At 72.8% G+C, this 21,149-nt stretch carries 20 protein-coding genes; 7 read left to right on the top strand and 13 right to left on the bottom strand.

Translation table 11 applies throughout. The features are described 5' to 3' along the window. Positions 1–49 precede the first annotated feature (49 nt). The 3 genes from Psi01_RS01990 (at position 50) to Psi01_RS01980 (ending at position 4,512) form a co-directional block, all read left to right on the top strand. Positions 50–1,564 (top strand): FAD-binding oxidoreductase, encoded by a 1,515-nt coding sequence (locus Psi01_RS01990; RefSeq protein WP_204062167.1) that lies wholly within the window; start codon positions 50–52, stop codon positions 1,562–1,564. Between the two features lie 132 nt (positions 1,565–1,696). Next, positions 1,697–3,877, top strand: coding sequence for a sensor histidine kinase (locus tag Psi01_RS01985; protein ID WP_204062166.1), 2,181 nt, complete (start codon positions 1,697–1,699; stop codon positions 3,875–3,877). Continuing rightward, the gene (locus tag Psi01_RS01980) at positions 3,874–4,512 is read left to right on the top strand and encodes a response regulator (protein WP_204062165.1); all 639 of its coding nucleotides are present in this window, start codon (positions 3,874–3,876) and stop codon (positions 4,510–4,512) included. The genes Psi01_RS01985 and Psi01_RS01980 overlap by 4 nt, the downstream gene beginning before the upstream one ends. Here Psi01_RS01980 and Psi01_RS01975 read toward each other — a convergent pair. Further along, the gene (locus Psi01_RS01975; RefSeq protein ID WP_204062164.1) at positions 4,484–5,125 is read right to left on the bottom strand and encodes a hypothetical protein; all 642 of its coding nucleotides are present in this window, start codon (positions 5,123–5,125) and stop codon (positions 4,484–4,486) included. The two genes, Psi01_RS01980 and Psi01_RS01975, sit on opposite strands and share 29 nt — an antisense overlap. A gap of 308 nt (positions 5,126–5,433) precedes the next feature. Here Psi01_RS01975 and Psi01_RS01970 point away from each other — a divergent pair, with 308 nt between their 5' ends. Then, positions 5,434–6,075 carry a GNAT family N-acetyltransferase gene (locus Psi01_RS01970; protein ID WP_204062163.1) on the top strand — a complete coding sequence of 214 codons (642 nt, stop codon included), beginning with the start codon at positions 5,434–5,436 and terminating at the stop codon, positions 6,073–6,075. A gap of 86 nt (positions 6,076–6,161) precedes the next feature. Here Psi01_RS01970 and Psi01_RS01965 read toward each other — a convergent pair whose 3' ends face one another. Continuing rightward, positions 6,162–7,151, bottom strand: a complete 990-nt coding sequence (locus tag Psi01_RS01965) for an NAD(P)H-binding protein (protein ID WP_204062162.1) — start codon at positions 7,149–7,151, stop codon at positions 6,162–6,164. An 86-nt stretch (positions 7,152–7,237) separates the two neighbouring features. Between Psi01_RS01965 and Psi01_RS01960 the strand changes: the two genes are divergently transcribed. After that, complete coding sequence (locus Psi01_RS01960; RefSeq protein WP_204062161.1) at positions 7,238–7,594, top strand: winged helix-turn-helix transcriptional regulator; 357 nt, start codon at positions 7,238–7,240, stop codon at positions 7,592–7,594. A gap of 36 nt (positions 7,595–7,630) precedes the next feature. Here the strand turns inward: Psi01_RS01960 and Psi01_RS01955 are convergent, their stop codons facing one another. The 4 genes from Psi01_RS01955 to Psi01_RS01940 all read right to left on the bottom strand — a co-directional run bounded on the left by Psi01_RS01955 (position 7,631) and on the right by Psi01_RS01940 (position 12,206). Then, positions 7,631–8,113, bottom strand: coding sequence for a hypothetical protein (locus Psi01_RS01955; protein ID WP_204062160.1), 483 nt, complete (start codon positions 8,111–8,113; stop codon positions 7,631–7,633). Positions 8,114–8,247: 134 nt separating this feature from the next. Then, entirely contained in the window at positions 8,248–10,239 is a 1,992-nt protein-coding gene (locus Psi01_RS01950; protein ID WP_204062159.1) for an acetoacetate--CoA ligase, read from the bottom strand. A 141-nt stretch (positions 10,240–10,380) separates the two neighbouring features. Further along, on the bottom strand, positions 10,381–11,289 hold the full coding sequence (locus Psi01_RS01945) for a serine hydrolase (RefSeq protein WP_204062158.1): 909 nt from the start codon (positions 11,287–11,289) through the stop codon (positions 10,381–10,383). Beyond that, positions 11,286–12,206, bottom strand: a complete 921-nt coding sequence (locus tag Psi01_RS01940) for a LysR family transcriptional regulator (RefSeq protein ID WP_204062157.1) — start codon at positions 12,204–12,206, stop codon at positions 11,286–11,288. Before Psi01_RS01940 ends, Psi01_RS01945 begins: the two co-directional genes overlap by 4 nt. A gap of 134 nt (positions 12,207–12,340) precedes the next feature. Between Psi01_RS01940 and Psi01_RS01935 the strand changes: the two genes are divergently transcribed. Then, a complete protein-coding gene (locus Psi01_RS01935; RefSeq protein ID WP_204062156.1) occupies positions 12,341–13,930 on the top strand; it encodes a penicillin-binding transpeptidase domain-containing protein in 1,590 nt (529 codons plus the stop codon). Positions 13,931–14,026: 96 nt separating this feature from the next. Here Psi01_RS01935 and Psi01_RS01930 read toward each other — a convergent pair whose 3' ends face one another. The 4 genes from Psi01_RS01930 to Psi01_RS01915 all read right to left on the bottom strand — a co-directional run bounded on the left by Psi01_RS01930 (position 14,027) and on the right by Psi01_RS01915 (position 16,786). Continuing rightward, complete coding sequence (locus tag Psi01_RS01930; RefSeq protein WP_239126954.1) at positions 14,027–14,761, bottom strand: HAD family hydrolase; 735 nt, start codon at positions 14,759–14,761, stop codon at positions 14,027–14,029. A gap of 66 nt (positions 14,762–14,827) precedes the next feature. Then, positions 14,828–15,463, bottom strand: coding sequence for an HAD family hydrolase (locus tag Psi01_RS01925; protein ID WP_204062155.1), 636 nt, complete (start codon positions 15,461–15,463; stop codon positions 14,828–14,830). Positions 15,464–15,512: 49 nt separating this feature from the next. Beyond that, on the bottom strand, positions 15,513–16,019 hold the full coding sequence (locus Psi01_RS01920; protein WP_204062154.1) for a DUF6912 family protein: 507 nt from the start codon (positions 16,017–16,019) through the stop codon (positions 15,513–15,515). A 122-nt stretch (positions 16,020–16,141) separates the two neighbouring features. Further along, the gene (locus Psi01_RS01915) at positions 16,142–16,786 is read right to left on the bottom strand and encodes an HAD family hydrolase (protein WP_204062153.1); all 645 of its coding nucleotides are present in this window, start codon (positions 16,784–16,786) and stop codon (positions 16,142–16,144) included. A gap of 82 nt (positions 16,787–16,868) precedes the next feature. Here Psi01_RS01915 and Psi01_RS01910 point away from each other — a divergent pair, with 82 nt between their 5' ends. Next, positions 16,869–18,071 (top strand): acyl-CoA dehydrogenase family protein, encoded by a 1,203-nt coding sequence (locus Psi01_RS01910; RefSeq protein ID WP_204062152.1) that lies wholly within the window; start codon positions 16,869–16,871, stop codon positions 18,069–18,071. A gap of 45 nt (positions 18,072–18,116) precedes the next feature. Here the strand turns inward: Psi01_RS01910 and Psi01_RS01905 are convergent, their stop codons facing one another. From Psi01_RS01905 to Psi01_RS01895, 3 genes are all read right to left on the bottom strand, one after another. Then, on the bottom strand, positions 18,117–19,793 hold the full coding sequence (locus tag Psi01_RS01905; protein WP_204062151.1) for an AMP-binding protein: 1,677 nt from the start codon (positions 19,791–19,793) through the stop codon (positions 18,117–18,119). A 201-nt stretch (positions 19,794–19,994) separates the two neighbouring features. Then, entirely contained in the window at positions 19,995–20,438 is a 444-nt protein-coding gene (locus Psi01_RS01900; protein WP_204062150.1) for a hypothetical protein, read from the bottom strand. Positions 20,439–20,453: 15 nt separating this feature from the next. Continuing rightward, positions 20,454–21,095, bottom strand: coding sequence for a response regulator transcription factor (locus Psi01_RS01895; RefSeq protein WP_204062149.1), 642 nt, complete (start codon positions 21,093–21,095; stop codon positions 20,454–20,456). Positions 21,096–21,149 lie beyond the last annotated feature (54 nt).

Genomic DNA, 21,149 nt, shown 5'->3' with positions numbered 1-21,149 from the left:
GCGCGGGCGTCTCACCAGGAAGCCGTACGAACCCCTGGGAGAGAAGACCATGAGGCCCGCTCCGGACGCGCCGGCACTGGACAGGCGCACGCTGCTGCGCATCGGCGGCGTGGCCGCCCTGACCGCGGGGACCGCCCTCGCGTCGGGCGCCGCGGCGCCGGCGCGGGCCTGGACGTCCGCGCGGACCGCTCCCCGGCCCGCGGACTGGAAGGCCCTGGGCCGCGGGCTGGAGGGCCGGCTCATCCGGCCCGGTGACGCCGCCTACGACGCCGCGCGCCGGCTGTTCGACCCCGCCTACGACGGGATCCGGCCGGCGGGCGTGGCCTACTGCGCGAACCCCTCCGACGTGGCCGAGTGCGTGAACTTCGCCCGCCGGCTGGACGTGCCGCTGGCCGTACGGTCCGGCGGCCACTCCTACGCGGGCTGGTCCACCGGCACCGGCCTGGTCGTCGACGTCTCCCCCATGCGCGAGATCGCCCACCGCTCCGGCCGGGCGACCGTGGGGGCGGGGGCCAAGCTCATCGACGTCTACGACCGGCTGGCGGCGCACGGCGTGAGCATCCCCGCCGGATCCTGCCCGACCGTCGGGGTGAGCGGGCTGGCGCTGGGCGGCGGGATCGGGGTGGTGGCCAGGAAGTACGGCCTGACCTGCGACGTGATGGAGTCGGTCCAGATCGTCACCGCCGACGGCCGGCTGCTGGCCTGCGACGCGAACCACCACCCCGAGCTGTTCTGGGCCTGCCGCGGAGGGGGCGGCGGCAACCTCGGGGTGGCGGTCTCCTTCGGCTTCCGGACCCACCCCGCGCGCGAGGTCACGGTGTTCTTCGTGCAGTGGCCGTGGCGGCGGGCCGTACGGGCGCTGCGGGCCTGGCAGGCGTGGGCGCCGTCGGTCCCGGACGAGCTGTGGTCGACCCTGCACCTGAGCCGCGAGGGCGGGACGCAGGTGCAGGTCGCCGGGGTGTACCTGGGCGGCAGGGCCGAGTGCGAGCGGCTGCTCGACCGCCTGGCCGACCGGATCGGCGCGACCTCCTCCAGCTCGGTCCGGCGCGTGTCCTACCGGCAGGCCATGATGATCATGGCGGGCTGCTCGAACCTGTCGGTCTCCCAGTGCCACCAGGGCGGCTCCCTGCCGGGGCGCACCCCCGACGGCCGGCTGCCGCGCGACCGCTTCGCCGCGAAGTCCCACCTGGCCTACCGGCCGATCTCCGAGGCCGGGGCGCGGACGCTGGTCGCCGAGGTGGACCGGCCAGGCAGCCACAGCGTGCTGCTGGACGCCCTCGGCGGCGCGGTCGGCCGGGTCCGCCCCGACGCCACCGCCTTCCCCCACCGGGCCGCCCTGTACAGCGTGCAGTACTACGCCCACCGCACCGGGGCGACGGCGTGGACCCGCCGGGCGCACGCCGCCATGCGGCCCCACTTCGGCGACCACGCCTACGTCAACTACGTCGACCCGGAGCTGAAGGGGTGGCGCAGCGCCTACTACGGCGCCAACGCCGGCCGCCTCGCCCGCGTCAAGGCCGCCTACGACCCCGGCCGCCTGTTCCGCCTCCCCCAGGGCGTCTGAGCCCGGACCGCGCGGGGGACCCACCCCTTTCCCCTGATCTCTCCCCTGGTCGCCGGGGTGTCCCGGGACACCGCCCCGGGACAACCGGGACCGGTGCGCGGGTACCGTGTGGCGACCGGACCCGGAGGAACAGTGATCACAGCGCCGCGCGTCGCGTGGACGGCATGCGCCCTGACGATGCTCCTGCTCGCCCTGGCCCTGGTCCTCTCCTCGCTCAACGGCTATCACCCGATCGTGCAGAGCCACCTGCTGCTGGTGGCGGCGTGCGCGCTGGCGGGCGGGCTGATCGGGGCGCACCGTCCCGGGCACCCGGTGGGCCGGCTGCTGGCGTTCAGCGCGTTCTGCTTCGCGCTCTACGAGGCCTGCGGCCGGTACGCCATCTACGGCGTGCCCGCGCAGACCGGCGCCTCCGGGCGGGGCGCGCCGCTGCCGCTGGCCGAGGCCATGGCCTGGCCGCAGACCTGGTTGTGGATCCCGGCCAACATCTCCCTCGTCATGGTCCCGCTGTTCTTCCCCGGCGGGCTTCCCTCGCCCCGCTGGCGCCGGTTCGTCTGGACCGCGGTCGCCGTGGCAGTGCCGGCCGCGGCGGTGAGCGCGCTGCGGCCCGGCGTCAACGAGCAGGTGGGCGTGGGCCCGGGCGTGCCGAACCCGCTCGGGGTGGCGGCGATGGCGGGACCCGCCGAGACCGCGGAGACGGCGGTGCTGGCCGTACAGGCGGTGCTCTTCGTCGTGGGAGGGCTCAACCTGCTGGTGCGGGCGCGGCGCAGCACCGGAAGGGAGCGCGAGCAGATCAAGTGGCTGGCCTACGCGGTCGGGCTCGCCGTGCTGGTCGCCAGTACGCGGCTGGTGGCGGGACTGACCGACGCCGACCCCGGGCGCGTCTACCCGCCGACCCACTCGGCCTGGGAGGTGGTCGGCGCGATGGGCGGGATGCTCATCCCCGCCGGCATCTGCGTCGCGATCCTGCGGCACAGGCTGTTCGACATCGACCTGGTGATCAACAGGACGCTGGTCTACGCGCTGCTGTCGGGCTGCGTGACCGGCGGCTACGTGCTGGTGGTCGGCTATCTGGGCGCGCTCCTGCCCTCGGCGGACCTGCCGGCCTCCGTGCTGGCCGCCGGGCTCGTCGCCCTCGCCTTCGCGCCGCTGCGGCAGCGCCTGCAGGCCTGGGTCAACCTGCTGATGTACGGCGAGCGGGACGACCCCTACGCGGTGCTCACCCGGCTCGGCCGCCGCCTGGAGGCCAGCGAGGAGCCGGACGCGGTGCTGTCCGGGGTCGCGCGGTCGGTGGCCGAGGCCCTGCGCCTGCCGTACGCCGCGGTGGAGACGGCCACGGGCCTGCGGCACTCCTCCGGGCCCGGACCGGCTCCGGGTCAGGACGGCCGGAGACCGGCCCTCTGGGAAGAAGAGGACCGGGGCGGGGGGCCGGCGGGCCGTCCCGCCGGCGGTCTTCTCCGGTTGCCGCTGGTCTACGACGGCGAGCGGGTCGGCGACCTCGTCCTCGCCGCCCGGCCGGGCGAGAGCAGGTTCGGCCCGCGCGACCTGGCGGTGCTGACCGACCTGGCACGGCAGGTCGCCGTGGCCGTGCACGCCGCGCGCCTCTCCGCCGACCTGCGGCGCTCCCGGGAACGGCTGGTGATGACCCGCGAGGAGGAGCGCCGCCGCATCCGGCGCGACCTGCACGACGGCCTGGGACCCACGCTGGCCGCGCTCACCATGCGCGCCGAGACCGCCCACGACCTGGCCGGGGACGGCAAGGTACGGCGGCTGCTGGCCGACATCGTCGACGACGCCGAGGCGGCGATGGCCGACGTCCGGGCGCTCGTGGACGGGCTGCGGCCTCCGGCGCTGGACTCCCTGGGACTGCTCGGCGCCCTGCGCGCCCACGCCATCCGGCAGGCGCCCAGCCTGCGCGTCGCCGTACGGGCACCGGACGAGCTGCCCGCCCTGCCCGCCGCCACCGAGGCGGCGGCCTACCGCATCGTGGCCGAGGCCCTGGCCAACGTGCGCAGGCACGCGGGGACCGCGGAGGCCGAGCTGCGCATCGAGGTGGCCGGGACGGCGCTCGTGCTGGAGATCCTCGACGACGGTGCGGGAGCCGGTGCGACCCTCGACCGCGAGGCCGCCGGGGGCCGGGAGGGGGTCGGGCTGGTGTCGATGCGCGAGCGGGCCGCCGAGCTGGGAGGATCGTGCACGGTCGAGGAGCGCCCGGAGGGCGGGACCCGGGTGCGGGTGATGCTCCCGACGCGCATGGAGGGCAACGCCGGTGACCGGGACACCGTTCCGGGCGAGGAGATCGGGGAGCACGGGTGATCAGGGTTCTGCTGGTCGACGACCACGCCGGGTTCCGCACCGGGTTGCGGGCCCTGCTGTCGGCGGTGGAGGACATCGAGGTCGCCGACGAGGCGGCCAGCGGGGAGCAGGCGCTGGCGCTCGTCGGGCGGGCGCAGCCGGACGTGGTCCTGATGGACCTGACGATGCCGGGCATGGGCGGGATCGCCGCGACCGAGCGGCTGGTCCGCGACCATCCGCACGTCCGGGTGATCGTGCTCAGCATGGCGGACGACGACGACTCGGTCTTCGCCGCCATGCGGGCCGGGGCCCGCGGCTACGTCCTCAAGGGCGCGCGCAAGGCGGAGCTGGTCCGGTCCGTGCACGCGGTCGCCGACGGCGAGGCCATCTTCGGCCCGGCGATCGCCGCCCGGATGGCCGAGTACTTCGCCGCGCGCGAGCGGAGCGGGCCGGACGCCCGGGCGCTGCCCGAGCTGACCAGGCGGGAACGGGAGATCCTCGCCCTGGTCGCCGGGCATCTCACCAACCCCCAGATCGCGGCCAGGCTCGGGTTGAGCCAGAAGACGGTGCGCAACCACGTCTCCTCGATCTTCACCAAGCTGCAGGTGGCGGACCGGGCCCAGGCGATCACACGTGCGCGAGAGGCCGGCCTGTAGCGGCCGTCTGCGTCCACTGCTCCTGCGGCATCCGCAGCACGCGCAGCGCGATCCAGCCGTAGGCCGCCAGGTGCAGCAGCGCACCGGTGGCCTGTACGGCGGGCGGCTGCTCCACGGTCAGGAACGGCACGAGCGTCCCTGCGAACGCCACGGCCGGCGCCCACCACGGGGCCAGGCGCGTCGCGGCCAGCCCGATCAGGAGGGTGAAGAGCCCGATGTGCAGCAGGAAGCCGGGCAGCAGCATGCCGTACAGGAATCCCCACAGCTCACCGGCGCGCGCGGTCACCTGCTCCGCCTGGGCGTCGGGCAGGGACTGGGCCAGGGCCAGGTCGTAGAAGTCGGTGGTGAACAGGGTCAGGCCGAGTCCGGCGCCGATCAGTCCGAGCGCGGCGCCGATGATCCCGGTCCGGGGAGCACGGTACTTCAGCAGGTGGGCCATGCCGAGCACGGCGGGGATGAGGCTGAGCGTCGCCCAGATGTAGAGCAGGGCGCTCACCTGCACGGCGTTCGCCTGCTCCCGGAAGATCGCGGGGTCGTGCTCGGCCCCGGGCGGGGCGGTGAAGAAGGCGAGGAACTCGAGGGTGGGCCAGGCGAGGAGGGCGATTCCGGCCACCCACCGGCGGACCGAATCCGGATTTTTCATCATGTGGCCACTCAATCGACACCGTGTCCCAGGCCACATGGGCCGATGTCCGTCCTGTCCGGGAGGAATGTCCCAGGCGGGAGAGGAACGGCCTCCGCACGAAGCCCGCGATTCTCCGGCGAAAAGGCGCACCCGCCGGAAAGGGACGCTCCCGGATTCACCTCCGGATTCGCGCCCCCGCGAAAGAGACTCCCCCGTGGAAAGAACACCCTCGCCCGCCGTGCCCGCATGTGAAATCCATTGGACTCCCGCGCGCCGCCACCACAAGATCGAGGGGTATGCGGAACTTTCCGATCCTCCGGCTCCGGGTGACCACCCCGCGCCTCGAACTGCGCCTGCCCTCCCTCGACGACCTCGACGCCCTCGCCGACCTGGCCGCCGACGGAGTGCACGACCCGCAGGACATGCCGTTCACCTTCCCGTGGACCGACGCGGAACCGGCCGAGCGGGCGCGGAGCACGGCCCAGCTCCACTTCCGCCAGTGGTCGGCCTGGACCCCGGAGAAGTGGAGCTGCTCCTTCGTCACCGTCTTCGACGGGCAGGTCGTCGGGACCCAGGAGGTCGCGGGCTCCGACTTCGCGATCACCCGGGAGGTCTCGTCCGGCTCATGGCTGGGGCGGCGTTTCCACGGCCGCGGGATCGGCACGGAGATGCGCGCCGCCGTACTCCATCTGGCCTTCGACGGCCTGGGCGCCCGCTCGGCGACCTCGGGGGCGTTCACCGACAACCACGCCTCCCTCGCGGTCTCCCGCAAGCTGGGCTATCGCGACGACGGCATCGACGTCCACAGCCGCCGGGGCGAACGCGCCGCCACCCAGCGGCTGCGCCTGTCCCGGGAGGACTGGACCAGCCCGCCCGGCTTCGAGATCCACGACCTCGAACCCTGCCTGCCCCTGTTCGGCCTCGGAGGCACGGAGTAAGGCGTGGCCGCGCGGACGGCCTGACCAGCCCTCCGCGCGGTCACGCTCCCTCACCCGGTGGGGCGGCCCTCCGTCACAGCAGGACGTCACAGCAGGACGGTGTCCTCGGTGACCTGCTGTCCGACGTCCCAGTGCTCGGCGATCCGGCCGCGGTCGATCCGCCAGAGGTCCACCGAGACCGAGGCGGGCAGGTCCGGCCCGAGCGTGACCAGGCCGTAGGTCCAGACGTGGTCCTCCTCGGCCACCAGCTTGCGGATCTCCAGCCGGAAGTCCGGGAAGCGGTCGGCGGCCTGCTCCCGGAAGCTCTTGACCGTGGCCTCCGGCCCCGTCCCGGCGCCCGGGTGGTGGTTGGCGAAGTCGTCGGTCAGCAGCGTCCGGGCGCGGTCGAAGTCCTTGTCGTTGTAGAAGGCCCGGCAGAACTCCTCCACCAGCGCCTTGTTCGAGGCGAGGTCGGCGCGGGCGACGGTGATGCGGCGGCCGGTGGAGCGGCCCGTCTCCAGCTCGTCGACCAGGGCCACGGCGTAGTCCTCGGCGCTGATGGCGCTCCCGCCGCCGGCGTCGGTGAGCAGCCGGTCGCCGCCCAGGCGATAGTCCCCCGTGCGCTCACCCGGCATGATCTCGGCCGGCGGCGAGACATAGGTCCAGTCCAGGTCGCCGGCCTGCTCACGGACGAAGTCGAGCAGCGCGGCCTGGGACAGGGCCTCGGCCCTGTAGAGGTCGGGGAAGCCCGGGGTGTCGACGAGCCGCACACCCGGCGCCGCCTCCAGGCTGCCCGCTCCCCCGACGATCACCAGCCGCCGCACCCCCGCCTCGCGCATCCCCTCCAGAACACCGCGTCCGGCCGCCAGCAGCGGGCCGGACGGCTCCGAACCGTCACGCGGCGGCGCGATCGCCAGGATCACGGCGTCGTGGCCGGCGGCGAGCGCGGCCACGGCCGAGGCGTCGGCCGCGTCGGCGACCCGCGTCCCACCGGCGCCGCTGCGAGTCACCCCGGTGACCTCGTGCCCCCGTGCCCCGGCCTCGGCCGCGATCCGGCTGCCGATCATCCCGCTCGCCCCGATCAGCAGAATCCTCATGCCACACCTCCTGGGAAGTCGTTGCGACCGAAGGTATCCATCGGATACTGGTTACTTCAACGTGCCCTTGGTACCCTCTGGAAACTATGATGGACGGAGACGCCTTCAACCCCGAGTGCCCCACCCGCCTGGTCCTCGACCGCATCGGCGACAAGTGGTCGGTGCTGGTCGTGCTGAGCCTGCGCAAGGGCCCCCGCCGCTTCACCGAACTACGCGACATGATCGGCGGCGTCACCCCCAAGGTCCTCACCCAGACCCTCCGCGCCATGGCCGCCGACGGCCTGCTCACCCGCCACGTCTTCGCCGAGGTCCCCCCTCGCGTCGAATACGAGCTGACCCCCCTGGGCCAGTCCCTCCAGGCCCCCATCCGAGCCATCACCGACTGGGCCGAACAACACGTGAACGAGGTCATGGCCGCCCGCGAGTCCGCCCTCACCGGCTGACCCCAGCGCCGGAAGTCCCCGGGGTCCCGGCCTCCGTCAGCCGTACAGAGTGGGCAGGTCCACCAGGAGAACTCGCGAGTCCTTCCGCGCCTCGGCCCGAAGCCGCTCGTCGAACCCCGCACCGCTGTAACAGGCGAGGACCGAGTCTTCCGCCCGGTGTCCCTGCGCGATGAGGAGGTCGCGGGCGCGGCGGAGTCTGTCCAGATGCCCCGGGCCCATCACCTTGTCCCATTTGGCCTCGCCGATCGAGAGCACCCGCTGCCTCTCTCCGGGGAGCGCGGGCGTCATCACGACGACATCGAGCTCGATCTTGTTGCTCTCTCGCCTGGAGCGGTCGACGAGCCGTGCGGAGCCGACCTCGCCCGGGGGCTCGTCGAAGAAGTCGTCCGCGAGGACCGCCCAGTCACGGCAGATCTGCTCGAAGTCCGGCCCCACGACCTGCGAGAGGAACCGAGGCTTCGACCCTCGCCACACCCGCTCGGCCCCTCCGAGTTCGAGCGCCGCCCAGCGCGGCCGCATCACCGCCTGGTAGAAGGTGACGAGAGGTTCGGTGATCCGGTAGACGGGCTTCTTGCGCTGGATGATGTCGTGGTCCTTGACGATTCACCGGGGTACGGCCCGCTGGACCGTACCCCGGTGATCTGCGGGCGGTCTCAGGATTTGGGGGTGAAGTGGGACAGCACCTCGGGGTTGGCCATGGCGTCGAGGTTGGCGGCCTTCTCCGGGGGGGTGCCCAGGAGGATCTTGCGGACGGGGACCTCCAGCTTCTTGCCGCTCAGGGTGCGGGGGATGCCGGGGACCTCGGTGATCTCGTTGGGGACGTGGCGGGGGGACAGTTCGTCGCGCAGTGTCGTACGCAGGCGCGTGACCAGGTCGTCGGTGAGCTCGGCGCCCTCGGCCATGGTGACGTAGAGCAGCAGGCGCCCCTCCTGGCCGAGCTGGCCGGTGTCGATCACCAGGCTGTCGGCGATCTCCTCGAAGCGCTCGACCACCCGGTAGAACTCGCTGGTGCCCATCCGCACGCCGCCGCGGTTGAGCGTGGAGTCGGAGCGGCCGTAGATCACGCAGCCGCCGTCGGGGAGGATCTTGATCCAGTCGCCGTGCCGCCAGACCCCGGAGTAGTCGGCGAAGTAGCTCTCCCGGTAGCGGGAGCCGTCGGGGTCGTTCCAGAACATGACCGGCATGGACGGCATCGGCTGGGTCAGCACCAGCTCGCCCACCTCGCCGATCACGGGCTCGCCCGACGGGTCGAACGACTCGACCTTCGCGCCCAGGCAGCGGCACGGGATGACCCCGGCGTCCACGGGGAGCAGCGGGACCGCGCCGACGAAGCCGGTGCACACGTCGGTGCCGCCGGAGAACGAGCCGAGCTGGACCTCCGGCAGCGTGTCGTGCACCCAGGCGAAGCCCTCGGGCGGGAGCGGCGAGCCGGTCGAGCCCAGGCCGCGCAGCTTCTCCAGCCCCTCGGGCTTCACGCCCGCCTTCATCGAGGCGATGATGTACGGCGCGCCCGTGCCGAAGTAGGTGACCCCCTCCTCGGCGGCCAGCCGCCACAGGGCGTCGGTGCCGGGGTGGGTCGCCGAGCCGTCGTAGAGCACCACCGTCACGCCGACCAGCAGGCCGCCGATGAGGTAGTTCCACATCATCCAGCCGGTCGTGGTGTACCAGAAGAAGACGTCCTCGGGCCCGAGGTCCTGATGGAAGGAGAGCGCCTTGAGGTGCTCCAGGACCACGCCGCCGTGGCCGTGCACGATCGGCTTGGGCAGGCCGGTGGTGCCGGAGGAGTAGACGATCCACAGCGGGTGGCCGAACGGCACCGGCTCGAAGGCCAGGGGCTCCTCGTCGGAGCGCAGCTCCTGCCAGCTCACGACCGGGTGGCCGGAATCCCCGGCCACGGGACCGGCCGCCGACGCCCCGGCGGTGCCCGCCGTACCCGCCGTGTCCGCCCTACCCGCCGCAGCGCCCCCGGCGGGCATGCGCACCCGGGCGACGAGAGAGGGCAGCCGGGCGGCGATGTCGTCGGCCACCGCGGCGCGGTCGAAGCGCCTGCCGTTGTAGTCGTAGCCGTCCACCGCGATGAGCACCTTGGGCTCGATCTGGGTGAAGCGGTCGATCACGCTGGGCGCGCCGAAGTCCGGGGAGCAGGAGGACCAGATCGCGCCCAGGGACGCGGTGGCGAGGAAGGCGACCAGCGTCTCGGGCACGTTCGGCGCGTAGGCCGCGACCCGGTCGCCCCTGCCGACCCCCAGCCTGGCCAGACCGGCGCGGACCCGGGCGACCTCCCCGGCCAGCTCACCGAGCGTGAGCGTGCGCCGGGCCCCCGACTCGTCGCGGAAGACCACCGCGAGCCGGTCGGGCTCTGACGCGGCGCGGCGCAGCGCGTTCTCCGCGTAGTTCAGCGTCGATCCCGTGAACCATTCGACACCCGGCATCGTCCCAGATATGACGGGCCCGTCACCACGCGCTCCGGCGACCTCGAAATAGTCCCAGACCGACGTCCAGAACTCGGCCGGAGCGTCCACCGACCACTGCCAGAGAGCCTGATAGTCGACCGGCCGCCCGAGCCACTCCATGTAGCGGGTGACCTTGGCGTCCCGCACGATCTCCGGCGTGGGTTCCCAGAGTCGCGTACCTTCCTCAACCATGCCCCCATCCTGTCGGTGGCCCGGCCGGATGTCATCCCCGGGTGGTCCCATACGGCGGCGCCGCGGATGTGGGCCCCCCACATGGCGGGCACGTGGCCGGGCGCACGGCCGGACGCGTGGTCAGGCCCGTGGCCGGGCGGGTCAGGAAAGGGCGCGCAGCCGCTCCACCGCGACCCTGGCCGAGGTGCCGATCACCGCGTCGGCGCGCGGCTGGTTCTGCGCCGTGCCGTACGAACGGGTGAAGACGGCGACCGCGTACCGCCCGCCGTCGGGATACTCCACCACGCCGGCCTCGTTGCGCACCGTGGGCAGCGTGCCGGTCTTGCCGCTGACCGCCACGTCGTCGTAGGGGAAGCCCGCGGCCAGCCGGTGCGGCCAGACCTGCAGGCCCATCAACCTGCGGATCCAGGCGCAGGACTCCGGCGAGGCGGCCTCGTCGCGCCAGATCGCGGCCAGCAGCCGGGTCGTCTCGCGGGGCGTGCTGCGGTTGGTCCTGGCCGGGTCCAGGACCCTCAGCCGGGAGACCACCGCCGGGTCGGTCGGCATCTCCTGTTGCCCGGTGTCCTGCACGATGCTGGTGAACAGTTCGGCGCAGTCGTGCTCCACCCGCGTCCCGGTGAGGCCGAACGAGGCGAGCATGGTGTTGACCGCCTCCAGTCCCACCCGGCCGACCAGGGTGTCGGCGGCTGTGTTGTCGCTCACCGCGATCATCAGGTAGGCCAGGTCGCGCAGGGACATCGTCACGTCGTCGGCCATCGCCGCCACTCCGGTGGGCCCGGGTGTGTGGCGGTCCGCCATGATGGTGACCCGCTCGGCCGGGTCCAGCAGGCCGCGGTCCGCCTGGCGGAAGAACTCCACCAGCAGCGCCACCTTGAACACCGAGGCGGTGACCACGGACTCGTCCGCGCCGTAGGCGACCTCGGCCCCGGTGTCCACGTCCACGGCGTGCAGGAACCCGGTCACGCCCGCCGCGCGGAACAGACCGTCGAACTCCTCCTCGCCCGCGGTGTCCCCGGCGGACCGGCCCGCGAGGCGTTCCGGGCGCGTCATGCCAGGAACCCCGAGGCCGGCCTGGCCCGCACCTGGCGCACCGGTGCCGCGCCGTCGTCCGTCATCCCGGCATTGTCCCGCAGGACCCGTACGGCCACCGCCCCGAACGCCGCGGCGGCCGGTCCCGCCTCGCCCCGCCAGGCGGTCGAGATCCGCCAGGCCAGCGGGTTGCCCAGCAGCGGCCGCCAGCGCAGGCCGGGCAGTTCCACCCTGGGCCCGAAGGCGACGGCCGTACCGGCCATGACCAGGCCGAGGGTCTGCGCCTCGTGCACCTCCTGCGGGACGAACCCGTGGCGGCGGCACTCGGCGAGCGTCTCCTCCTGCAGCCCCGGTTCTCCGGGGAACAGGACGAGCCGCCGCCCGGCCAGGTCGGCCAGGTGCACCGAGGCCGTCCCGGCGAGCGGGTCGGAGTCGGCCAGCACCACGCCCGGCCGCTGGACGAGCATCGGCCCGAAGCTCAGGCCGGGGGCCGCGATCGGGTGGCGGATCACCCCCACGTCCAGGACGCCGTCGGTAATCCCGGTGACCTGGTCGGCGCTCCACATCTCGGCGGGCTCCAGCCGTACCCCGCGTTCGGCCTCGCGGAAGCCGGCGATCAGCGCCGCGATCACCGCCGAGCCCAGGTCGGGCGGGACCCCGACCCGCAGGACCGTCCCCTCCCCCCGTTCGGCCAGGGTGCGGAGCCGGTCGACCCGGGCGACGATCTCCACGGCCTCGGCCAGCAGCGCCCGGCCCGCCTCGGTGAGACGCACCTGGCGGCTGGAGCGGTCGAACAGCCGCACGCCCAGCTCCTCCTCCAGGCGCCGGATGCGCTGGCTGAGGGGCGGCTGCGCCATGCCGAGCCGGATCGCCGCGTTGCCGAAGTGCAGTTCCTCGGCCACGACGATGAAGTAGCGCAGGTGCTTCACCAGGTCCATGAGCAGGAATGATATCAATTCCAATATCATTCCGAAATCCATATCAATATTGGACATCGGCCGCTTTCCTCTGGTCTCCTCGGCTCGCGACGAGGGCCCGCGACGAGGGCCCGCGACGACGAGGGGGACCGAGGATGAGACTGCGGAACCTGGTGGCGGCGGCGGTGCTGGTCCCGGCCACCGCGATCGGCGGGGCGGCGTGGGCGTTGCGCACCCAGGGTTCGCCGGAGGAGACGGCCCGGCTGTTCCTGGCCGCCTGGGACCGGCAGGACTATGCCGCGATGCGCGCGCTCGCCGTCGATCCGCCGGAGGGGTTCGACCGCTGGTACGAACGCTTCCGGACCGACCTGAAGCTGTCGGGGGCCGGCTTCGAGGTCGTCGGGACCGCCGGCGATGAGACCGGGGAGGACGCGGGAGGGGACGGCGCGGGGGGAGGCGGTGCGGAGGAGGGCGGCACGGCGGTGCGCTTCCGTGCCCGGCTGGAAGGGCCCGTGGACTGGACCTACGACGGCTCGCTGAGGCTGGTCGAGCACGAGCGGACCTGGCGGGTGCGGTGGTCCCCGGCCGCCCTTCACCCCCGCCTCCGCGAGGGGACGCGCATCAAGGCCGTGACCGTCGAGGCCGAGCGGGCGCCCGTCCTCGCCGCCGACGGCACCCGGATCGACACGCCCTCCACCCCAGGCTCGGTGCAGCAGCTGGTCGGGGAGCTGACGAAGACCTACCGCGACCGCCTGACCGGCACCTCCTCGGCCAGGATCGACCTGGTGAGCGGGAATGCCAAGGTGGCCACCCTCGCCACCGCCGACGCCAGGCCGGGCCGGGAGCTGAGAACGACCATCGACCTGGGGGTCCACCGGGCCGCGGCGGACGCCCTGGCGGAGGTGCACAGACCCGCCTCGCTGGTCGCGCTCCGCCCCTCGACCGGGGAGATCCTGGCGGCGGCCAACAAGCCGGGCGGGTTCAACCGGGCCCTGCTGGGCCACTACCCGCCGGGGTCGACGTTCAAGGTGATCACCGCCTCGGCGCTGGTCGCCGACGGCATGACCGCCGGGGAGCGGGTGGCCTGCCCGGCCGAGCAGAACATCGGCGGCTTCCCGTTCCACAACGCCGGGTTCAAGGACTACGGCACGCCCTCGCTGCGCGAGGCGTTCGCGCACTCGTGCAACACCACGTTCGGACGGCTGACCGTCGACCGGCTCGGCGGGCGGCGGATGGCCGAGGTCGCGCAGGACTTCGGGTTCGAGGCCCCGGTCCGGCCGGGCGTGCCCGCCGTACGGGCGCTCTTCCCCGCGCCCGAGGACGACACCGACCTCGCCTCGGCCTCGATCGGCCAGGGCCGGGTGCTGACCAGCCCGCTGAACATGGCCACCGTGGCGGCGGCCGTCGCCGACGGCTCCTGGCGGCCGCCCCGGCTGGTGGAGCCGGAGCTGCTGCCCGCGGCCGAGCCGAGGAAGCTGGAGCCGGAGGTGGTGCGCGCCCTGCGCACGCTGATGCCCGCCGTGGTGGTGGAGGGCACCGCGAGCGGCGTCTCCTTCCCGTCCGGTACGGCGGGCAAGACCGGGACGGCCGAGTACGGCTCGGGCAAGGAGCCGCCCTCGCACGCCTGGTTCATCGGCTACCGGGGCGACCTGGCCTTCTCGGTGATCGTCGAGGGCGGCGGCGCGGGCTCCGAGACCGCCGCCCCGATCGCGGCCCGGTTCCTGGCGGAGCTCGGCGGCCGGTGAGCCCCGGAGGCGGGGACCCGTCCGGCGGACATGAGACCGGAGCCGTCCGGAGGGCAGGAAGCGAAAGCCGTCCCCAGGGCAGAGGAGCCCGGCGGGTTATCCGGCGCGGCCGACGGGCGGGGTGAGCCGGGCAACGGCCGCGACGACCTCCGCGGGGTTGTACAGGTCGCCCAGCACCACGTCGGCGCCCGCCTCGTGCAGTTCGGCCGGGAGGGACCGCCCGGTGGCCACCGCGACCACCGACGCCCCGGCGATCTTGGCCGCCTGCACGTCCCGGACCGAGTCGCCGATCAGCACGGTGTTGCTCCCGTCGAAGGCCACGCCGTACTTCGCCTTGGCCCTGCCCTGCGCCACCTGGAGCAGCGTGGCCTTGGGGTAGACCTCCTCGCCGTAGCCGCCGACCTCGAAGTCCACGTGCTTGTGGAGCCCGAACGCGGTCAGCTTGAGCACGGCGTTGCTCTTGATCGTGCCGGTGAGCACCGACTGGACGGTGCCGGTGAGCCGGGAGACCGCCCGCAGCGCGTCACCGGCCCCGGGCATCGCCCTGCCCTCCTTGGCCAGCCGCCCGCGGCGCGCCGCGAAGGCGTCGGCCAGCGCGTCCAGGAACTTCGGCAGGTGCTCGTCCTCGGCGACGATCCCGTTGATCGCCAGCGTCTCGAAGACGATCTCCGAGTCCGGGCGGCCGTTGTGCTGGGTCAGCTTGACCAGGGGTCGTCCGGTGACCTGCCGGAAGGCGTCGGCGTAGGCGTCGCGCGTGACGATGGAGACGTCGACCAGGGTGAGATCGACGTTCCAGAGAACGAGGCGGGTGATCGTGGCCTCCGGAGACACTCGGCGGGATGCCAGGGTACGGCCACCGGCCGCACCCTGGTCGCCACTGATACGAAAATCGTCCGGTTATGCGTAGTCGATGGCGTTCGCGAGGGTGTCCACGACCGGCACGCCGAACGCCTCCAGGTCCCTGCGGCCGGTCATCCCGCCGGTGTAGAGGACCGCGCGGGCCCCGACGTGCTGCGCGGCGTGCGCGTCGTCCACGCTGTCGCCGATCACGAGGACGTCGCCGGGGTCGACGCCCAGCGCCTTCAGGTGGGCCACCATGCACTCGGCCTTGTGCCCGCCCGGCTCGGTGTGCAGCAGCCCGTCGACCCGGGTGAAGTGCCGGTCGATGCCGTACTCGGCGATCTTGGCGACCAGCCGCTCGTGCCACCACATGGACAGCAGCGACTGGCTGCCGCCCTCCCGCTCCCAGCTCTGCAGGGTGGACAGCGCGTCGGCCGCGAGACCGCACTCCAGCATCAACCGGTGGTAGTGGTCATGGAAGCCCTGGTCGAGCCGTTCCCACTCGCCGTCGTCCAGCGGACGGCCGAGCATGCGCTCGTAGGTCGTCCAGATCGGGCGGGTGTAGACCGCGCGGAAGCCCTCGACGTCGTAGGAGCCGAGCCCGTAGGGCTCGAAGACCGCGTTGGTCGCCCCGACGACGGCGTCGATGTCGTGGAAGAGCGTGCCGTTCCAGTCCCAAACAATGTGTCTCATATTGCGCTAATTCTACTGAGAAGGCGCAGGTGAGGCACATGAATAATCCTCAGTCGACGAGGTCGGGCATCTCCTGGGTGGCGTACCACAGGAGCTCGTGGGCCTCGGCGCCGTCCACGGTGAACCGGGCGTCGTCGTCGCCCTTGTCGGCGGCCGGCAGCGCGGCGACGGCGGCCTCGATGTCGTCGATCGCCGAGGGGTCGTCGACGTGCACCGCGGCGATCTCCTCCATCGGGATGGACCGCGCGAGCCGTACCCGCGCGCGCTCCCGCAGGTCGGCGCCCGTGCTCACGTCGTCGTCCGCCACCTCGGCGGCGATCACCACCCGGCGGGCGGGCACGTCGACGCCGTCGACGCGGTCGGCGGCCAGCATCCGCAGCGACGCCCTGGCCGCCTCCGTCAGGGCGACGTACTCCAGTTCCTCGGTGTCCCCCGAGGCGTACCACTCGATCAGCGCGGGGGTCACCGCGTAACCGATCAGCGGGGCCGGGCCGAGCTCCTTGGCCGTGACGACACGGGCCAGCAAGGGGAGCGTGCACGGCAGATAGACGCGCATCAGTGCCTCGATCTGTGTTCTGCGGCGGCGCCCGACCGGCGCCGATCGTCCAACGAGTGTGCCAGGCCCGGAGCCCCCGCCGCGAGACGCGGCGGCGCAGCGGCGCGCCGGAACCGGGGCGGTCAGCGCAGCGGGAGGCTGAGCAGGCTCTCCATCTCGGCGATGGTCGCCTCGGCGTCCCGGTGGTGCAGGCCGACGATGCCCAGCTCACGGGCCGCGACGATGTTGGCCTCGATGTCGTCGATGAACACGCACTCGGAACCGGACAGCCCGACCCGCTCCAGGGCGTACTCGAAGATCCGGGATTCCGGCTTGCGCATGCCGATCTCGCCGGAGATGACGATCTCGTCGAAGATCCCGTCCCAGCTGTCGCGCGGATAGTCGTTGGCCCAGGAGTTGGACAGCAGGCAGGTCTTCAGCCCCGCCGCCCGGACGGCCGCCAGCATGTCGTACATCGGCTGGACCGGCTGGAAACCGGCGAACATCCTGGTCAGCAGCCCCTCGGCGGCCGGCTGCACGCCATCGGTGGTCAGCAGCCTGGCCGCCAGGTCACGCTCGAACTCCAGGGCGGAGATCTCGCCCCGCTCCAGGGCGTGGATCGGGTTCTCCGTGCCGGACTCGCCCTCGTAGGCGTGCATCACCAGCTCGCGCATCACGTCGCGGTAGCGCGCGGCGTCGATCCGCTCGGCGACGATCCAGGCCTCGATCGCCTCGTGCAGGCCGGTGGTCAGCACCCCGCCCCAGTCGACCAGCACACCCTTGATCATTCCGCCTCCTCGCCTAGAACCGGTTACAGGGTAGGCGCAGCCGCCGGGGTACCGGAAAAGGGGTGCTGCCAAACTGACCGGTATGGACTTCGCGCTCAGCCCGAAGGCAGAGGAATACCTCGCCAACCTGACCGACTTCATGACCACCCATGTCTATCCGGCGGAGCCGGTCTACCACGAGTGGCGGGCCGCCCGCGGTCACGACGACCACACCCTGCCCCCGGTGGTGGAGGAGCTCAAGACCGAGGCCCGCTCCCGAGGCCTGTGGAACCTGTTCCTGCCCGCCGAGTCGGGTCTGTCCGTCCTCGACTACGCAAGCCTGGCCGAGGTCACCGGCCGCTCCCCCGACCTCGCTCCCGAGGCGCTGAACTGCGCCGCCCCGGACACCGGGAACATGGAGGTCCTGCACATGTTCGGCACGCCCGGGCAGCGGGAGCGCTGGCTGCGCCCGCTGCTCGACGGCGAGATCCGTTCGGCGTTCGCGATGACCGAGCCCGCGGTGGCCTCCAGCGACGCCACCAACATCACCACCTCGATCAGGCTCGACGGCTCCGAATACGTGATCAACGGCCGCAAGTGGTTCATCACCGGCGCGGCCGACCCGCGCTGCTCGATCATGATCGTGATGGGCAAGACCGACCCGGACGGCCCCTCCCACCGTCAGCAGTCGATGGTGCTGGTCCCGACGGACACGCCCGGCGTCGAGATCGTCCGCCACCTGCCGCTCTTCGGCTACCAGGAGCAGCACGGCCACTCCGAGATCGTCTTCACCGACGTCCGCGTGCCCGCCGAGAACCTGATCGGCGCGGAGGGGGACGGCTTCAGGATCGCCCAGGCCCGCCTGGGCCCCGGCCGCATCCACCACTGCATGCGGGCCATCGGCATGGCCGAGCGCGCGCTGGAGCTGATGTGCGCCCGCGCGGCCGGTCGCGTGGCCTTCGGTCAGCCCCTCGCCCAGCAGGGCGTCGTCCAGCAGCAGATCGCCGAGTCCCGCCTGGCGATCGAGCAGGCCCGGCTGCTCACCCTGAAGGCGGCCTGGATGATCGACACCGTGGGCGCGCAGGCCGCCGCCTCCGAGATCTCCGCCATCAAGGTCGTCGCCCCCCGCATGGCCTGCCAGGTCATCGACCGGGCCATCCAGGTCCACGGCGGGATGGGGGTCAGCGACGACGTCCCGCTCGCCCTGATGTACGCCCAGGCCCGCGCGATGCGCATCTTCGACGGACCCGACGAGGTCCACCTGCGCACCGTGGCCCGCCGCGAGCTCAAGCCGTACCTGTCGTAGGCGACCGCCCCCCTCCGGGCGGCGGGGTCATTCCGGACGGCGGGGTCAGGCGCCGGGGAGGTCCTCCTCCCGGTACTCAGTGCCCCGGAGCCGCGGGTCCGCGGCCCGGGCGCGGAGTTCGACCCTGCGGATCTTGCCCGAGATGGTCTTGGGGAGATCGGCGAACTCCAGGCGGCGCACCCGCTTGTAGGGGGCCAGGTGCTCGCGGGCGTGGCGGAGGATGTCTGCGGCGGTCTTCTCGTCGGGGGCCCAGCCTGGGGCGAGGATGACGTACGCCTTGGGTACGGCCAGCCGTACCGGATCCGGGGCGGGCACGACCGCCGCCTCGGCCACCGCGTCGTGTTCGAGCAGGACGCTCTCCAGCTCGAACGGCGAGATCCGGTAGTCGGAGGCCTTGAAGACGTCGTCGGCCCGGCCCACGTAGGTCAGGTAGCCGTCCTCGTCCCGCGCGGCGATGTCGCCGGTGTGGTAGTAGCCGTCGTCCGCCGCGCGGCCGGGGTCGCCGCGGTAGCCGGCCATCAGGCCCAGCGGCCGGTGGGCCAGGTCGAGGCAGATCTCCCCCTCCCGGGCGGGCTCGCGGGTGACCGGGTCGATCAGCTCGACCACGTATCCGGGGGCGGGACGGCCCATGGAGCCCGGCTTGACCGGCTGGCCGGGGGTGTTGGCCACCTGGACGGTCGTCTCCGTCTGCCCGAAGCCGTCCCGGACGGTCACGCCCCAGGCGTCGCGCACCTGCTGGATGACCTCGGGGTTGAGCGGCTCGCCCGCGCCGACCACCTTGACCGGCGGGGTCGTCAGCCGGCCGAGGTCGGCCTGGATCAGCATCCGCCACACGGTCGGCGGGGCGCAGAAGGCGGTCACGCCGCACCGCGCCATCTCGTCGAGGAGGCGCTCGGCGTCGAAGCGGGTGTAGTCGTGGACGAACACCGTGGCCTCGGCGTTCCACGGGGCGAAGACGTTGCTCCAGGCGTGCTTGGCCCAGCCCGGCGAGGAGATGTTCAGGTGCACGTCACCGGGTTCGAGCCCGATCCAGTACATCGTGGACAGGTGCCCGACCGGGTAGGAGACGTGGGTGTGCTCGACCAGCTTGGGCCGCGCCGTGGTGCCCGAGGTGAAGTACAGCAGCAGCGGGTCGTCGGCCTTCGTCGGCGCGTCCGGCCGGTAGACGGGGTCCGCGCCGTAGGCGTCGGCGTAGGAGTGCCAGCCCGTCACCGGCTCCCCCACGGCGATCCGCGTGTAGTCGCCGGGCAGGTCGTCGAACTTGCCGGTATGGGCGCTGCCGGCGACCACGTGGCGGGCGGCGCCCCGGTCGAGCCGGTCGCGCAGGTCCGCCGGGGTGAGCAGCGTGGTCGCCGGGATCACCACGGCGCCGAGCTTGGCCGCGGCCAGCGTGGTCTCCCACAGTTCGAGCTGGTTGCCCAGCATCAGGACGACACGGTCGCCGCGCCGGACCCCCAGCGCCCGCAGCCAGTTCGCCACCCGGTCGGAACGCTCTGACAGCTCGGCGAAGGACCGGCGTTCCTCCGTGCCGTCCTCCTCGACGATCCACAGCGCCGTCCGGTCGTTGTCGCGCGCGATCACGTCGAACCAGTCCAGCGCCCAGTTGAACTCCTCCAGCCGGGGCCAGGAGAACTCCCGGTAGGCGGTCGCGTAGTCCTCCCGGCAGGCCAGCAGGAAGTCCCGGGCGGCGCGGAACTCACGGTAGGCGGGACCTTCCCCCATCGCACTCTCCTTCCGCGCACGCCCCGTGGCCGCCGGCCGCGGCCCCCTGCCGTCGCCGGAGCGGCGGCACGGGACGGAAAACGCCGATCACGGCCCTGCGCCGTCCCCACCACCTCACCGTCACCCCGTCACGTCGTCAAGGCACGGCACGCGGTCCTGGAACACCCGCCACCGGTCGGAGGTACGGCGCGCGGCCCCGGGTCACCCGCCGGGCGGGGATCCGAGGCCCTCGACCCGGATGCCGTCGGGAACCCTGAGGGTGTAGCGGGCCCTGCAGTTCGGCTCCGCGGCACGGCCGGACTCGGGGCAGGACAGCTGGGCCTGCAGTATCGTGCCGTCCCACGACTCGAACAGGCCGGGCCGTTCGCGGGACCAGGTGATCGTCCGTTCGACGGTGAGGCGTCCCGTCTCGCCGGGGACCACCTGGACCTCCACCTCTCCGGAGGCCAGCACCACGATCACCGGCGAGGTGAGCCGGTAGACCTGGACGGAGCTCTCGGACGCGGTGGAGGACAGCAGAGAGGTGTCATGGATGGATCCGGGCGGTCTCGTCTCGGTCCACACCGTCACGGGCAGGACCAGGACGGCCAGCGCCGTGAGCGCCCCGCCGACGGTGATCCAGGCGGTCCTGACGTTGCGTCGCATCGGCGTGCTCTCCCGTCAGACCTTCAGGAAGCGCAGGACGGCCAGGACCCGGCGGTGGTCCCCGTCCGCGCCGGACAGGCCGAGCTTGGTGAAGATGTTGTTGATGTGCTTGCCGACCGCGCCCTCCGAGATCGTCAGCGCCTCGGAGATGCCGCTGTTGGAGCGGCCCTCCGCGATCAGTGCCAGCACCTCGTACTCCCTGGGGGTCAGCAGGTCGAGCGGGTCGCTGTGCCGGCGGATCAGGAGCTGGGCGACCACCTCCGGGTCCAGGGCCGTGCCGCCGTCGGCGACCCGGCGCAGGGCGCCCAGGAACTCGGCGACGTCGGCCACCCGGTCCTTGAGGAGATAGCCGATGCCGCTGGTCTCGGTGGACAGCAGCCGGGTGGCGTAACGCTCCTCGACGTACTGGGAGAGCACCACGATGGGCAGTCCCGGATGGGCGCGCCGCAGCACCAGTGCCGCGCGCAGGCCCTCGTCGGTGTGCGAGGGCGGCATCCGCACATCGGTGACGACCAGGTCCGGCAGGTGCTCGTCCACGGCGCGCAGCAGCCCCTCGGCGTCGTCCACCGCGGCGACGACCTCCATCCCCGCGGACCCGAGCATCCAGACCAGCCCCTCCCTGAGAAGGACGGAGTCCTCCGCGAGCACGACACGCATGGCAGGCCTTCCTTCTCCCGGATCGCGCTCGGACCCTACACGCGTCACGGCCTC

This window comes from Paraplanobispora siamensis (assembly GCF_016863175.1).
Lineage (GTDB): Bacteria > Actinomycetota > Actinomycetes > Streptosporangiales > Streptosporangiaceae > Planobispora > Planobispora siamensis.
This window is presented reverse-complemented; position numbering and strand designations above follow the sequence as displayed.

Bases quoted from the DNA above. Each gene is read 5' to 3' on its own strand.
- Psi01_RS01965 (WP_204062162.1), bottom strand. From the start codon at position 7,151: ATGAGGATTCTGCTGATCGGGGCGAGCGGGATGATCGGCAGCCGGATC.
- Psi01_RS01900 (WP_204062150.1), bottom strand. From the start codon at position 20,438: ATGCGACGCAACGTCAGGACCGCCTGGATCACCGTCGGCGGGGCGCTC.
- Psi01_RS01940 (WP_204062157.1), bottom strand. From the start codon at position 12,206: ATGGACCTGGTGAAGCACCTGCGCTACTTCATCGTCGTGGCCGAGGAA.
- Psi01_RS01945 (WP_204062158.1), bottom strand. From the start codon at position 11,289: ATGACGCGCCCGGAACGCCTCGCGGGCCGGTCCGCCGGGGACACCGCG.
- Psi01_RS01905 (WP_204062151.1), bottom strand. From the start codon at position 19,793: ATGGGGGAAGGTCCCGCCTACCGTGAGTTCCGCGCCGCCCGGGACTTC.
- Psi01_RS01990 (WP_204062167.1), top strand. From the start codon at position 50: ATGAGGCCCGCTCCGGACGCGCCGGCACTGGACAGGCGCACGCTGCTG.
- Psi01_RS01915 (WP_204062153.1), bottom strand. From the start codon at position 16,786: ATGATCAAGGGTGTGCTGGTCGACTGGGGCGGGGTGCTGACCACCGGC.
- Psi01_RS01910 (WP_204062152.1), top strand. From the start codon at position 16,869: ATGGACTTCGCGCTCAGCCCGAAGGCAGAGGAATACCTCGCCAACCTG.
- Psi01_RS01895 (WP_204062149.1), bottom strand. From the start codon at position 21,095: ATGCGTGTCGTGCTCGCGGAGGACTCCGTCCTTCTCAGGGAGGGGCTG.
- Psi01_RS01920 (WP_204062154.1), bottom strand. From the start codon at position 16,019: ATGCGCGTCTATCTGCCGTGCACGCTCCCCTTGCTGGCCCGTGTCGTC.
- Psi01_RS01950 (WP_204062159.1), bottom strand. From the start codon at position 10,239: ATGGTTGAGGAAGGTACGCGACTCTGGGAACCCACGCCGGAGATCGTG.
- Psi01_RS01935 (WP_204062156.1), top strand. From the start codon at position 12,341: ATGAGACTGCGGAACCTGGTGGCGGCGGCGGTGCTGGTCCCGGCCACC.
- Psi01_RS01960 (WP_204062161.1), top strand. From the start codon at position 7,238: ATGATGGACGGAGACGCCTTCAACCCCGAGTGCCCCACCCGCCTGGTC.
- Psi01_RS01925 (WP_204062155.1), bottom strand. From the start codon at position 15,463: ATGAGACACATTGTTTGGGACTGGAACGGCACGCTCTTCCACGACATC.
- Psi01_RS01970 (WP_204062163.1), top strand. From the start codon at position 5,434: ATGCGGAACTTTCCGATCCTCCGGCTCCGGGTGACCACCCCGCGCCTC.
- Psi01_RS01955 (WP_204062160.1), bottom strand. From the start codon at position 8,113: ATGCGGCCGCGCTGGGCGGCGCTCGAACTCGGAGGGGCCGAGCGGGTG.